Source organism: Ruegeria sp. CL5 (assembly GCF_056536485.1).
Genome location: NZ_JBQFPS010000006.1, coordinates 132174 through 145341 on the forward strand (window position 1 = coordinate 132174; position 13168 = coordinate 145341).

At 58.5% G+C, this 13168-nt stretch carries 17 protein-coding genes; 8 read left to right on the top strand and 9 right to left on the bottom strand.

From position 1 onward, the window contains the following. The first annotated feature begins 25 nt into the window (after positions 1 to 25). From ACR0IU_RS12135 to ACR0IU_RS12150, 4 genes are read left to right on the top strand one after another with little or no spacing between them, the layout of a single operon-like run. The gene (locus ACR0IU_RS12135) at positions 26 to 889 is read left to right on the top strand and encodes an MBL fold metallo-hydrolase (RefSeq protein WP_170775067.1); all 864 of its coding nucleotides are present in this window, start codon (positions 26 to 28) and stop codon (positions 887 to 889) included. Between the two features lie 27 nt (positions 890 to 916). Continuing rightward, positions 917 to 1345: a YeeE/YedE family protein gene (locus ACR0IU_RS12140; RefSeq protein ID WP_260022869.1), complete on the top strand. Its 429-nt coding sequence runs from the start codon at positions 917 to 919 to the stop codon at positions 1343 to 1345. Then, the gene (locus ACR0IU_RS12145) at positions 1345 to 1776 is read left to right on the top strand and encodes a DUF6691 family protein (protein WP_480716448.1); all 432 of its coding nucleotides are present in this window, start codon (positions 1345 to 1347) and stop codon (positions 1774 to 1776) included. Before ACR0IU_RS12140 ends, ACR0IU_RS12145 begins: the two co-directional genes overlap by 1 nt. A gap of 9 nt (positions 1777 to 1785) precedes the next feature. Next, the gene (locus ACR0IU_RS12150) at positions 1786 to 2214 is read left to right on the top strand and encodes a TIGR01244 family sulfur transferase (RefSeq protein ID WP_170543264.1); all 429 of its coding nucleotides are present in this window, start codon (positions 1786 to 1788) and stop codon (positions 2212 to 2214) included. A 5-nt stretch (positions 2215 to 2219) separates the two neighbouring features. On the opposite strand, the gene ACR0IU_RS12155 is transcribed toward ACR0IU_RS12150, so the two are convergent. From ACR0IU_RS12155 to ACR0IU_RS12175, 5 genes are all read right to left on the bottom strand, one after another. Beyond that, positions 2220 to 3314: a FliM/FliN family flagellar motor C-terminal domain-containing protein gene (locus ACR0IU_RS12155; RefSeq protein ID WP_480716449.1), complete on the bottom strand. Its 1095-nt coding sequence runs from the start codon at positions 3312 to 3314 to the stop codon at positions 2220 to 2222. Between the two features lie 77 nt (positions 3315 to 3391). Continuing rightward, positions 3392 to 6073 carry an ATP-binding protein gene (locus tag ACR0IU_RS12160; protein ID WP_480716450.1) on the bottom strand — a complete coding sequence of 894 codons (2682 nt, stop codon included), beginning with the start codon at positions 6071 to 6073 and terminating at the stop codon, positions 3392 to 3394. Next, complete coding sequence (locus ACR0IU_RS12165; RefSeq protein ID WP_480656068.1) at positions 6061 to 6381, bottom strand: hypothetical protein; 321 nt, start codon at positions 6379 to 6381, stop codon at positions 6061 to 6063. The genes ACR0IU_RS12160 and ACR0IU_RS12165 overlap by 13 nt, the downstream gene beginning before the upstream one ends. After that, complete coding sequence (locus ACR0IU_RS12170; protein ID WP_170775084.1) at positions 6378 to 6758, bottom strand: response regulator; 381 nt, start codon at positions 6756 to 6758, stop codon at positions 6378 to 6380. Before ACR0IU_RS12170 ends, ACR0IU_RS12165 begins: the two co-directional genes overlap by 4 nt. Positions 6759 to 6836: 78 nt before the next feature. Continuing rightward, a complete protein-coding gene (locus ACR0IU_RS12175; RefSeq protein WP_480716451.1) occupies positions 6837 to 8132 on the bottom strand; it encodes a short-chain fatty acyl-CoA regulator family protein in 1296 nt (431 codons plus the stop codon). A 176-nt stretch (positions 8133 to 8308) separates the two neighbouring features. Between ACR0IU_RS12175 and ACR0IU_RS12180 the strand changes: the two genes are divergently transcribed. The 4 genes from ACR0IU_RS12180 to aat all read left to right on the top strand — a co-directional run bounded on the left by ACR0IU_RS12180 (position 8309) and on the right by aat (position 11536). Continuing rightward, positions 8309 to 8845 (top strand): helix-turn-helix domain-containing protein, encoded by a 537-nt coding sequence (locus ACR0IU_RS12180; RefSeq protein WP_010443260.1) that lies wholly within the window; start codon positions 8309 to 8311, stop codon positions 8843 to 8845. Positions 8846 to 8995: 150 nt separating this feature from the next. Further along, the gene (gene accB / locus ACR0IU_RS12185; protein WP_480716452.1) at positions 8996 to 9496 is read left to right on the top strand and encodes an acetyl-CoA carboxylase biotin carboxyl carrier protein; all 501 of its coding nucleotides are present in this window, start codon (positions 8996 to 8998) and stop codon (positions 9494 to 9496) included. A gap of 9 nt (positions 9497 to 9505) precedes the next feature. Further along, complete coding sequence (gene accC, locus ACR0IU_RS12190) at positions 9506 to 10855, top strand: acetyl-CoA carboxylase biotin carboxylase subunit (RefSeq protein WP_039534085.1); 1350 nt, start codon at positions 9506 to 9508, stop codon at positions 10853 to 10855. Positions 10856 to 10903: 48 nt separating this feature from the next. Continuing rightward, positions 10904 to 11536 (top strand): leucyl/phenylalanyl-tRNA--protein transferase, encoded by a 633-nt coding sequence (aat, locus tag ACR0IU_RS12195; protein ID WP_480716453.1) that lies wholly within the window; start codon positions 10904 to 10906, stop codon positions 11534 to 11536. Here the strand turns inward: aat and ACR0IU_RS12200 are convergent. From ACR0IU_RS12200 to ACR0IU_RS12215, 4 genes are all read right to left on the bottom strand, one after another. Continuing rightward, entirely contained in the window at positions 11500 to 11859 is a 360-nt protein-coding gene (locus tag ACR0IU_RS12200) for a DUF2155 domain-containing protein (protein ID WP_480716454.1), read from the bottom strand. The genes aat and ACR0IU_RS12200 overlap by 37 nt on opposite strands. Further along, on the bottom strand, positions 11856 to 12308 hold the full coding sequence (gene mlaD, locus ACR0IU_RS12205) for an outer membrane lipid asymmetry maintenance protein MlaD (protein WP_480716455.1): 453 nt from the start codon (positions 12306 to 12308) through the stop codon (positions 11856 to 11858). Before mlaD ends, ACR0IU_RS12200 begins: the two co-directional genes overlap by 4 nt. Before the next feature lie 11 nt (positions 12309 to 12319). Further along, positions 12320 to 12703, bottom strand: coding sequence for an NADH:ubiquinone oxidoreductase subunit NDUFA12 (locus tag ACR0IU_RS12210; RefSeq protein ID WP_480716456.1), 384 nt, complete (start codon positions 12701 to 12703; stop codon positions 12320 to 12322). A gap of 79 nt (positions 12704 to 12782) precedes the next feature. Further along, positions 12783 to 13145 carry a RidA family protein gene (locus ACR0IU_RS12215; RefSeq protein WP_480716457.1) on the bottom strand — a complete coding sequence of 121 codons (363 nt, stop codon included), beginning with the start codon at positions 13143 to 13145 and terminating at the stop codon, positions 12783 to 12785. Between the last annotated feature and the right edge of the window lie 23 nt (positions 13146 to 13168).

Genomic DNA, 13168 nt, shown 5'->3' on the forward strand with positions numbered 1-13168 from the left:
GAGATAGAGCCGAACGGAGGATCCCATGACGCCCATAGTGAAAGCTTTTTTTGACCCTCAGACCTTCACAGTCTCATATGTGGTGCAGGAGCCCGAAGGACAGGCCTGCGCCATCATCGACAGCGTTTTGGATTTTGATCACGCCTCGGGGCGCACTGACACCAGTTCGGCCGATCAGATTGTCGAATATGTGACCGACAACGGGTTGAAGGTGGAATGGATACTGGAAAGCCATGTCCATGCCGACCACCTGTCAGCAGCGCCCTATCTGCAGGAAAAGCTAGGGGGAAAAATCGGGATCGGTGAGAATATCGTAGTCGTGCAGGACACATTCGGCAAAGTGTTCAACGAAGGGACCGAGTTCCAGCGTGATGGCAGCCAGTTCGATGCTCTGTTTACGGAAGGGGCCAGCTTTCACATCGGCCAGATGCGCGGGGACGTCCTGCATACGCCGGGTCATACTCCGGCCTGCATGACCTATGTGATCGGCGACGCAGCATTCGTTGGCGATACATTGTTCATGCCGGATTTTGGAACCGCACGCTGCGATTTCCCGGGCGGATCTTCGGAGGATCTATTTGCCTCAATCCAAAAGATTTTAGCATTGCCCGACGAGACACGGGTATTCGTAGGGCATGACTATAAGGCGCCCGGACGAGATGAATTTGCCTGGGAAACGACGGTAGGCGAACAGAAGGCGTTGAATGTCCATATCGGACAAGGCCGAAGCGTTGAGGAATTTGTCGAGATGCGCGATGCGCGGGATGCGACCTTGGCAATGCCACGTCTGATCTTACCCTCTCTGCAGGTCAATATGCGGGCCGGTCAGATGCCACCGGCGGATGAACAAGGTGATGTTTTCATGAAAATTCCGGTCAACAAGCTTTGACACGGAATATCGGGTGAGGAACTAGAAATGAATGTGGAGTGGATGTGGGGTCTTGCGGGTGGCCTGCTGATCGGGCTGGGTGCCGCTGTATATCTTCTGTGCAATGGTCGGATCATGGGAGCCAGTGGCATTCTTGGCGGATTGGTTGAGCGCAGCGACCGCAGTGCAATGACGGAACGTTTAGCCTTTGTTATTGGGCTGATCGGGATACCTTTCTTGCTACGCCCCTTGATTGCACCACAGACTCAGACTCATCTGACCCCGGATTTAGCAATTGTGATCCTGGCCGGGTTATTGGTCGGTGTGGGCACGCGGATTGCAAATGGGTGCACCTCGGGTCACGGCGTCTGCGGGATTTCTCGCTTCTCCCTGCGCGGGATTGTCGCCACGGTTTTCTATATCCTTGCTGGCGGGTTAACGGTTGTTCTGTTTCGCCAAGTTCTGGGGGTGATCTGATGCGCTCAGTATTTGCTTTTCTCGCCGGAGGTTTGTTTGGCACCGGGCTGTTGATCTCAGGCATGACCAACACCACCAAGGTGCAGGGATGGCTGGATGTGTTCGGCAACTGGGACCCGACGCTGGCCTTTGTCATGGGCGGGGCGATCCTGCCCATGTTGGTGGCGTGGCAAATGACCCGGAACCGAACGCCGCTGGTAGGTGGCAAATTTCCTGCTCCACCTCGTGTTGAGCTGGATCGTCGGCTGATCGTTGGTTCGGTTCTGTTCGGGGTTGGCTGGGGGTTGGCAGGTCTGTGCCCGGGCCCGGCGATGGCCTCACTCAGTTATGGTAGTGTTGGCGGAATTGTGTTCCTAATCGCAATGATTGCGGGCATGTTGGCCGCGCCAAAGCTGGGTGCACAACTGGACAGGATGGCTGACGCGGCCTAATCAGTTGTCATGGAGATTCGACCGATTACCCCCCGCTATGCTGTCTCACCCCAGATCACGGTTGAGGATGTGCCAGCCATCGCCAAGGCAGGTTTCGTCAAGGTGATTTGCAATCGTCCTAATACGGAGGTGCCGCCAGATCAGCAGTCTGATGCCATCGGGCAGGCCGTGCGCGAGGCCGGAATGGAATACGAGGTATTGGAACTGACGCACCAGACTATGACGCCAGAGAATGTCGCCCTGCAGCGCGATCTGGCCGAAAGCTGCAGCGGGCCTGTCCTGGCCTATTGCGCATCCGGTACCCGTTGCTCCGTTGTTTGGGCGCTGGGACAGTGCAACCGGCTAAGCACGGATGAAATTCTGGACGCGACGGGTAAGGCTGGCTATGCGCTCGACGGACTTCGCCCAGCGCTGGAGCAGTTGCGCGCACAGGACTAAGCCACCTAGTACGGCCCATCGCCCTCAGGCGCTGGTAGCCCAGCAAGATGTGAAATCTCGGCAACGCGTTGGTCAGGATTCGATGGCAAAATATCATCCGGGTTAAGCAGAGTATCATTCATTGCCTGTTCGCTGGTCACAATTTCTTCGTCCAGCAACGCTGACTTTTCGTCATCGTCCAGTTTGGAAACTGGGCCAGACTTGTGAGCCAGAAATGACTGTTCGTCCGTCGTTGGCAATGTCGCGACCGGATTGTGTTCATTTATCCGAACCGCGCGCATCCCACCGCATTGCCCCAACCGACCAATCGCCATACGGGCACGGTCGATTGACAGAACTTCAACCCGATCCACACGCGCGCCTAGCAACGGAAGGACGTCGCCAACTGTCAACTCTGACAGAGCAGTCAACGGCAGTGAAATACGGCTTATTAAAGCGTTCAGTTCAGCGCGCATCACGCCGGATGCCTGATCGAGGTTCTTACCCTCGAGACTGTTTTCCACCTCCTGCTCCGCATCAGACAGCGGTCGGTCAGGCAACAACACGCAAACCTCCCCCTGTCGGCGACCGCCAGCCAACTCGACTGTCAGATCGAATACACGATATGCCTCATCCACCAGCGCCAGTGTCAGGCTGCGCCGATCTTCAGCTCGCGATGTGAACTCAAACCCCGACAGGCTGGCCATATCCGCCGGGGATTCGACCAGCTTCTGCGCCCGGCCCAGCATATCCTCGATCAAGGGGGCGACCATGGCGGCGTCAGTGTCCGTAAACATTCGCTCCGACGGTGGATCAGAGGTGACAATTGCGATCGTCTGCTGCTGAATCACGGCCGACACGCATCCCGGGTCCAGACACACTGCCGCCACGCTACCGTGATCCGAGCCAAAAAGCAGTATCAACCAACCCTGTTTCAATCGCGCGGTCACATCCTCCTGCGCACGCAACGCCTGTTTGGCCCCGATGACTGTCAGCGCTAGCCCCATGCCATCACCTGCCGCCCGCGCCAAACCAAGCCGCAGGGCACGTAGAATTGAACGGGGCGTATCAACTTCACCCTGCCTCGCCGATAGTTTGCGTGCCAATGCTGATTTAGTCATCGCCTCGCTCTGCCGTCTTAGAATACACCTAGGAATTGTGTAACCCGCAGATCGTTACAAATATCTTTATGACATCCTCATTGCGCGGCCTGCCGATAAGCAAGAGGCAGACTGACACGGAAGGCGGCTCCTGCCTGCCCAGGCAAATAGGCGACTTCGCCCCCTAGGCGCTGCATGATCTCGCGACAAATCGCCAAACCCAACCCGGCCCCACCTGCCTTGTCCGAGCCAACGCGGGCAAATTTCTCGAACACCAGCGATTGGGCCTCGGTTGGGATGCCGCTGCCATTGTCGATGAAATCAATCACCATCTGCCCGCCAACATCATGGGCCGATATCGTCAGCACCGGTTCATCAGCGTCGCAGTATTTCTGAGCATTCGAGATCAAATTAATGAAGACCTGCCCCAGCCGATCCAGATCAGTGTAGAGCGGGATGCGTTCGTTGGCGCGCACCCGCCGCACACAAATCTTGCGATCACTGCCTGCCAGAGCACTTGAGACTGCGCGATCCAATACCTCGTTCAGCGTTGCGTCATCCATATTCAGGCTGACCTGCCCGCTTTCAAGGACACTCAAATCCAGCAGATCGTCTAGCAGCCGGGTCAGACGCAGCGACTCGTCATGAATGATCGCAGCATAGCGGGTCTGCTCTTCTGCGCTCAGGCCCTCGGCGTCGCGCAGGATTTCGGAAAATGCGCGGATCGAGGTCATCGGCGTGCGCAACTCGTGGCTGACCTGACTGAGAAAGGCGTCTTTCTGCTTTGATACTTGGGTGAGCTTGGCGTTGGCCTCTCTTAACTGGCGCGCAGTGCGGCTGAGTTCAGCCGATTTCGCTTCGAGCTGGCTGGAATATTCCAGCATCTGAGCGGATTCGTCGGCTACGGCCAGCAGGTCCTCGACCGAAACAGACGCACCACCCACGATCTGACCAATCATCGCATGGGCGGTTGCGGCACCTACCGAACCGCTGAGTTCACGTTCCAGCCGTTCCAGAAACTGCGGAGTCGGTTCGGGGAGACGTCCAGGCCGGCCATTCTGCCGTTCCGCTTCGGCCTGAAAGAATTCCTGCGCGGGTATGGTGCCCAAAATCCGCTGGGTCATGATCATCAGATCTTCGCTTTGCGCGACTGACCCGGTCCAGCCGCGCGCCGAAACCGAGTGGTCGAAGACATTGACGAATTGTGCACCCTGCAGGCGTTCCAGCGGGCTTGGAAAGCTGAGCATCGAAGCGACGCAGAAGGCGATTGTGTTCAGTGACAGCGACCACATGACTGTATGCACCATCGGATCAATTCCTTCGATCCCAAAGAGCGCTTGCGGGCGTAGCCAGCCCCAGCCGAAAGGTCCGTTTTCGATCACCGACGCCGGGATGATACCACCTTCCATGCCGGGCAGCAGCAGAGTATAAATCCACAGGAAGAACCCAACACTGAGCCCCACCAACGCCCCGGTTCTGGTCGCACCGCGCCAGAACAAACCACCCACCAGAGCGGGCAGGATCTGAGAGATCCCTGCAAAGGCCACCAGACCGATTGAAGCCAGTGCAGCCCCGCCACCTGACAAGCTGTAGTAGAAATAGCCCAGTGCCATGATCACAGCGATCGAGACACGGCGGGCCATCAGAACGATGGTCCGGACATCACCGGATACCGACGCGGTGCCTTCTTGGGTATTCAGCCAGATCGGCATGACCAAGTGGTTCGAGACCATGGTCGACAGCGCCATGGCCGTGACGATCACCATCGACGTAGCCGAGGAGAACCCGCCGATGAAGGACAGCATCGCCAGCCAGTCATTGCCCTGCGACAGCGGCACGGTCAGCACAAACAGGTCCGGGTTCGATCCCTCAGGCATCAGGTCCAGCCCGACCACCGCGATCGGCACCACAAATAGGCTCATAAGCAGCAGATAAAGCGGAAAGGCCCAGGCTGCAGTGCGCAGATGGCCTTCGTCATCATTCTCGACCACCATGACCTGAAACATCCTTGGCAGGCAGACAAAAGCCGCTGCCGAGAGGAAGATGAAAGTGGTCCAGCGCCCAGCATCCACATGCCACTGACCAATCTCAGACGCGTCGATCTGGTCCATCATCGGCCCCAGCCCCCCCGCGACGCCCCAGACGACAAAGATACCAACCGCCAGCAGAGCAAAGAGTTTAACAACTGATTCCAAGGCAATAGCCGTGACAACGCCGTGGTGGCGCTCGTTTGCGTCCAGATTGCGAGTGCCGAAGAGGATCGCAAAGACCGCCAGACCGGCAGCGACCCAGAATACGCTGGATCCCTCGCGGTAAAGGCCGGTTGGATCAGCCTCGGCAAAGATCGAAAAGGACAGCGTGATCGACTGCAATTGCAGCGCGATATACGGCGTGCCACCCAGCACCGCCAAGATCGTCACGCAAACCGCCAGGGTGTTGGACTTACCGTAACGCGACGAGATCAAGTCAGCGATGGAGGTCACACGCTGGCTGCGTCCGATACGAACCAACTTGCGCAGGCCCCACCACCAGCTGATCATTACCAGAGTTGGACCCAAATAGATGGTCACAAATTCCAGTCCAGAACGCGCGGCGTTGCCGACCGCGCCATAGAATGTCCAGGCGGTGCAATAGATCGACAGAGACAGCGTATAGATCAGCGGGGACCGAAGCCATTTCCCACCTCCGCGTGCCGCAACCCGATCAGCGGTAAAGGCCACGCCGAACAGCAGCACCACGTAGCCCAGACAGACCAGGATCAGGACATTCAGTGTCGCCATGACTCGGCCCCGGGCTCGGCGTTCTCGCGTGCTGCCATACGCCTGGCAGCAATGCCAAAGACCACACTGATCAGAATCAGAACCCCCCAGCAGGCAAAGATGTAAAACATGGCTGAGGAAAGCGACAACGCCTCGGCACTTTCACTTTCATCAGGCCATAGAAGCGGTAGCGCAAGCAGGGCGGCCCCCAGAAATGGCAGCAGCCGCGCCGCATCCGCCAGTCTGCGCCGACGATAACCCTGCCGCTCGAGAAACAGAGACGGTCGGGCCGGCGAGGGCCGGTCTTTGCCGTCGTCCGGGGAATTCATGACTGTGACGCCTGCGCATGCAGGTCACGCACCGCCGTCAAAACCTCGGTATTCGAGAACGGCTTGGTCATGAAACGACTAACCCCGGCTTGTTCTGCCATCTCCCGGTCACGGGATTGCCCGCGTGCGGTCAGCATCAGGACTGGCAATGCCTTCATCTCTTCATGCTCGCGCAGATCACGCAGCACATCCATTCCGCTTTTACCCGGCAACATCACATCCAGAATCACCAAATCGGGCTGAGCGGACAGGATTATCTGCACCGCGTCCGTTCCCTCGGCATGCGTTTCAACCTGCCACCCTTCACGCGTCAGCAAAAAACGGATCGCCTCGGTGATATTGGGTTCATCCTCGATCAACAGAACCTTACGGCTCATATTTGTACTTCCTCCCCAGGACCGGTTGCACGTCCGGCCACCTGTCCAGACCAGCTTAAGCGCAGCGTCACGAAACTGTCAAAACCCTTCGCTCAAGATCGACGGTTCCCGACGTGCGCCGCAATCTCGTTTGGGGCAAATCCGACAACTGACCCCGACTTGCGCCGCGTTCTCCGTCGGCCGCACGGTGTCTTCAACCGGCAGCACCAACATGACCGAACGGTAGACCGGCTCGGCTCCGAACGCCTCGGCCGGTTGGGGGGAGGCGATGGCGAAACATTCAAACTGGGCGGCGGTGCGGCCAAGTTGCACGACGCGCTTGCGGATCGGCACCAGAGGACGGTTTAGCGCCGTGAACAAAGGCCAGAGCGGGCACGCCTCGCCATGGCGCGGCAGGGCAAAGCCCGGCGCAGGCTTATAGAATAGAACGCTGCCCGAGGCGTCGCAGATCACCAGCCCTGCAGGACGTGCCAGCGTGCCTTCGGGCAGAAAGGCCAACCGTCGCAGCACCGTAACCAAATCCACCGAAAACGCTGCCGCGAGGGCCAGCGGGTCAAGATCCGTTGCATCAAGCGCGTCGCGTACCTGATCCAACGGCATGGCCAGCGCATCGGCTGCGTAAAGGTTCAGCAAGCCCGAGGCTACGGCGTTGGCGGCGGAGGACTCGAGCCCATCCAGCAGCACATCGGTTAATTCCCCTCCGGCTTCGAGTTCCGGGAAATGATATCCCTGTTCAGCAAAAAAGGCCTCGACCGCATCAAGTGGGATGCCACGCAGATCGCGTTGCCCGTCACTGTCATCAAGATAGGCCACAAGCGCTTTGGAGCTTTCAGCCAGCCGCTCGGCATCCTGATGCAGATTACGATGGAAGCGGTCGCGCCATTCGGCCTCGATCTCTCCGGGTTCGGCCAGAATCGCGGCGGTTGAACGAATGGCGGCAGCGGTCGACAGCACCTCATGCATCGAAGCGGCCAGATGTGGGTCATGGGTCAAACGATCCGAAAGGGTTTCGACTGTACGTTCCAAAGTCACTACGCGGCGATGCATCTGTGCCAGAACGCCAGACCAGCCGGGAAAGCGTCCGGCGAATTCTTCGAGCCCGTCAACCTCGGCCTTTTGACCAACCGAATCTGCCGCCGCCTCGCGCAGGGCTGAGATGAGCGTATCTTCTATCCCTTGCGTCAGCAGCGATGGTTCCACTGACAATGCCGCCGCAATATCAATCAGAAGCTTGCCACCAATGCGGCGGCGATTGTGTTCGATCAGGTTCAGATACGATGCCGAAATCCCCACCTGCCGCGCCAGTTCCGCCTGTCGCAACCCCGAGATTTGCCGCCTTTCGCGTATCCGGCTGCCGGTAAGGGTATCTCGCATCTTGTTTGTATCCTTGACGTCTGCAAACTGATTTGCAGAATAACTGCATGATTTTTAACCCTTGGCGAAGAATTATCAAAGAAGATTTACAACTTTGACAGCGACAACAGAAAGAAACCCACCGTTTCCCGCCACCTGCTCTTCTAATTCAACGCAATACCCGTCACGATAAGTACATGAGCGATCCCGCCTTCGAATACGCCCCTATCGGCCTTGTTGAGCTTGAGAACCGGATCATCCGGCGGTGCAATTTGCAATTTGCGCGGACCTTTGGCGGGGATGAAGCTGATTACCGCAACATGCCCTTGCTACATCTTTATCCCTCGGTTGCCGACTGGGAGCGGATTGGAGCACGCAGCCTGCAAGTGATGCGCGACACCGGGTACTATACGGATGAACGAGTTATGCGGAGGCGCGACGGGGACCTGTTTTGGTGCCGCGCACGAGGGCGGTCCCTTACGCCCGACGATCCGTTTCGTCACGGGATATGGAGCTTTTCGGATATCTCGGAAGAACGCCCACTTGTGCAATTGACCACCCGCGAACGCGAAGTCGCCATCCTGTCCTGCCGCGGCCTGTCTGCAAAAGAAATCGGAGTGGAGTTGGGGCTGAGTTATCGCACAATCGAGGCCTATCGCGCTCGTCTTCTAGAGAAATATGGCGCTCGAAAGCTGCCCGAGTTGGTGGCAAAACTGTCAGGGACGCCGCTGTAATTGCAGCGCCCCTCGAACTTGAAGCGAAAACCCCTATTTAACGGGCTCAGTCGACGCTTTTCATGGGCGTCTGCATAGCTTATAACCCTGCGTAATCAGACCAAGCCCGCAGGGAACAGACGGGCCATAGGGGAACCTTCGAGGACACTCATGACAGATACCAAACACGAAGCGGATGTCGCGTTTATCAAGGCACTGGCCGAACTGCTGCGCGAAAACGACCTGACCGAACTGCAGGTCAAACGCGAATATGGCGATGACGACAGCCTGAATGTGCGTGTCAGCCGTATGTCGCAAACCGTGGCCGCTCCGGTTCAGGTTGCGGTTCCTGCGGCTGCACCCGCTGCTGCCCCTGCTGCCGCCGCCGCTCCTGCCGCTGCCGAGGCACCCACCGCAGTGGATGATCCCGCAAGCCACCCCGGAGCTGTGACCTCTCCCATGGTCGGCACCGTTTACATGCAGCCCGAGCCGGGCGCGCCTGCGTTTATCTCGGTCGGTGCGTCGGTATCCGAAGGCGACACACTGCTGATCGTCGAAGCCATGAAGACCATGAACCACATCCACGCGCCCAAGTCGGGCACCATCAAGCGCATTCTGGTCGGCGATGGTGATGCTGTGGAATTCGGCACGCCTCTGGTCATCGTTGAGTAAGGCGGGCCCATGTTCGACAAAATCCTGATTGCCAACCGAGGCGAGATCGCCCTACGCGTGATCCGTGCTGCGCGCGAGATGGGGATTAAGACGGTTGCCGTCCATTCCACCGCCGACAGCGACGCGATGCATGTGCGTATGGCCGACGAATCGGTCTGCATCGGCCCCCCGCCCAGCCCGCAAAGCTATCTGTCCGTGCCCGCGATCATCTCGGCCTGTGAAATCACCGGCGCGCAGGCGATCCATCCCGGCTATGGCTTCCTCTCCGAAAATGCCGAGTTCGTGCAGATCGTCGAAGATCACGGCATCACCTTCATCGGCCCCACCGCAGAACATATTCGCGTCATGGGTGACAAGATCACCGCCAAGGACACGATGAAGGAACTGGGCGTGCCTTGCGTTCCCGGCTCCGATGGCGGCGTTCCCACCTTGGAAGATGCCAAGCGCATCGGCGAAGAGTTCGGCTATCCCGTCATCATCAAAGCCACCGCCGGTGGCGGCGGTCGCGGCATGAAAGTCGCGATGACCGCAGATGAGATGGAAAGCGCCTTCATGACCGCGCGCGCCGAAGGCAAAGCAGCCTTTGGCAATGACGAGGTCTATATCGAGAAATACCTGACGACGCCGCGCCACATCGAGATTCAAGTTTTCGGCGACGGCAAGGGCAAAGCGGTTCATCTGGGCGAGCGCGACTGCTCGCTGCAGCGTCGCCACCAGAAAGTGTTCGAAGAGGCCCCCGGCCCATGCATCACCCCGGAAGAACGCGCCAAGATCGGTAAGGTTTGCGCCGACGCGGTGGCCAAGATCAACTATATCGGCGCTGGCACCATCGAGTTCCTCTATGAGAATGGCGAGTTCTACTTCATCGAGATGAACACCCGCCTGCAGGTGGAACATCCGGTGACCGAGGGCATCTTTGGTGTCGATCTGGTGCGCGAACAAATCCTCGTCGCCGCTGGTGAGGACATGTCGTTTGGTCAAGACGATCTGGAAATCAACGGCCACGCCATCGAGGTTCGCATCAACGCGGAAAAGCTGCCGAACTTCTCGCCCTGCCCGGGCAAGATTACGGCCTATCACGCGCCGGGTGGTCTGGGCGTGCGGATGGATTCGGCGCTTTATGACGGATACTCGATCCCGCCCTATTACGACTCGCTGATCGCCAAGCTGATCGTGCAAGGTCGCGACCGGGCCGAAGCGTTGGCACGTCTGGAACGTGCCTTGGGCGAGCTGATCGTCGACGGCATCGACACCACCGTGCCGCTGTTCCACGCGCTGCTGCAGGAACCAGATCTGCATAGCGGTGACTATAACATCCACTGGCTGGAGCACTGGCTTGCGGAGAACATGGCCCAATAAGAAAACGGGATCAGAGGGCTACGGCCCTCTGGTCCCGGGGCACCCGGCATGAGCCTTTCCCCCGAACTTCTGCTGCATGGCTATTCCATCGGCATTTTTCCGATGGCCGAGCACCGCGATGACCCCGAGCTGTTCTGGGTCGACCCAAAGTTTCGCGGCGTGTTCCCGCTGGATGGCTTTCACATCTCACGCAGTCTGGCGCGGCGTATCCGGACCTGCGGCTTTAGGGTAAGCATCAATCAGGACTTTGTGGGCGTGGTGGATGGCTGCGCCGACCGATCGGACACCTGGATCAATCCCGAACTGCGCCGCCTGTATCAGGAACTACACCGGAGCGGTCGCGCGCATTCGCTTGAGGTTTGGGATGGTTCGTCGCTGATTGGCGGCGTTTACGGCGTGGTCCTCGGAGCTGCCTTTTTTGGCGAAAGCATGTTTTCGCGCCGCACGGATGCATCGAAGATTGCACTTGCCTATCTGGTGGATCGGCTGCGCCAAACCGGGTTTACGCTGTTCGATACGCAGTTTCTGACGGCGCATCTGGCCTCATTGGGTGCGATTGAAATCCCGCGTGCGGTCTATCATAGCGAATTGAAACAAGCGCTTGAGGTCGATGCGGACTTCACCGCTGATCTGCAGCAGACCCCTCAGGGTGTGATACAGCGGATCACCCAGACGTCATAGCGCGCGTGGTCCAGCGCGTTCAGCGCGGGCGAGGTTGCAATCATCCAGCCATCAAACAGTTGCTGCGCCTTGCCCTGTTCCCAGATGGTCAGATAGGCAAAGGCGTCGCCTGTCGGGTTCTCGGCTGGATAGCGGCAATCACCCAGCGCGACGTCTAGGCCAAAGACCGTCGCTGTCTCGCCGTTCTGCACCTCGATATCCACCGTCTGCCCGCTGACCTTGTCCAAACCGCGCAACATGGCACCGGGGCCGGATTCGACCTTCTGCTGCGCTGCGGCTCCGGTCGCGGTGACGATCAGGGCCACAAGGGCCGCCCGCATCATTCGCTGCCGTCCCCGGCCACAAACTTGACCAGCAACGAGATCAGGCTGACCGCGCCTTGGGTATCAGTGATCTCATCACCCGCCTCGAAATAAAACGGGGAACCACCCGGCATGACCTCAACAAAGTTGCCACCCAGCAATCCTTCGGACGAGATCACGACCGCGCTGTCATCCGGGATAAGGATACCATCAGCCACGGAAAACTGAGTATCCGCGCGGTACGTGTCAGAGTTCAGCGTAACACCCGTCACCGTCCCGATCTTGACGCCGGCAAGACGGACATCGGTGCCGACGCCGACACCTTCCAGCGAGCGGAAAGACGCGCCCAGCTCATAACCTGTGCTGGATTGAGAAAGGCCAGTGGACTGGCTCGCATAGACGCCAAACGCAACAGCGCAGGCCAGTACGACCCCGCCGACAATCACTTCGGTCTTGGTATGAGTAGACATCTGTGCTTCGCCTATTCCGGGTTCCACGCCTCGTAGTCGCTGCGTTCAACCGGATCGGCACGACGCAGCGAACCGGCAGGTGCATAGGCCAGCGCGGTTCCCGTCAGGTTTTCCTGATGCGGTTTCTCCCAGGATTTGTGGGCCAGAGGTTTGTCGGTTGGCGGTTCATCCCAAGTGCGATGCAGCCATCCATGCCAATCAGGGTCAATCCGGCTGGCCTCGGCCTCACCATTGAAGATCACCCAACGTTTGCTGTCGTCTGCGTTACGATAGAACACGTTGCCTTCATCGTCTTCACCGACCTTGATCCCTTTGCGCGCAGTGTAGAACTGCGTGTTCAGGGTGGCTCCGTTCCACCAGGTCACGGCCCGCAATAGACTGTTCAGGATTCCCATCGGCTGCCTCCGGCATTTCTGTCCCCGAAGATATGGACCAAAGGCACGCTGAGGTCCAGTGCCACCGGGCTCGCCTGCGTCATTCCGGCAGAATAGCGGTAACCTCAATTTCAATCCGATATTTCGGATCGACCAACCCGCATTCAATCATCGTGGCTGCAGGAGGGTTCGCGCCAAACCTCTCGGCCAAAACAGGCCAGCAAGGCTCGAACTCGGTGCGATCCGGCAACATATATGTGACGCGCACAACGTCTGAGAATGATGAGCCAGCCTCGATAAGCGCATTTTCGATAATCGACAGAGCTGAGCGACATTGGTCAACCACCGTGTCCCCCTGACCTACAGTCCCCGCGACATGCACCCAGCCTCTAGTGACAACTGCGCGGCAATAGCCAGCCTTGGCCTCGAATTCGCCGCCAGAAGATATCCGTTTGATTGCCATGCTTGCCTACTAATATTGCCTCA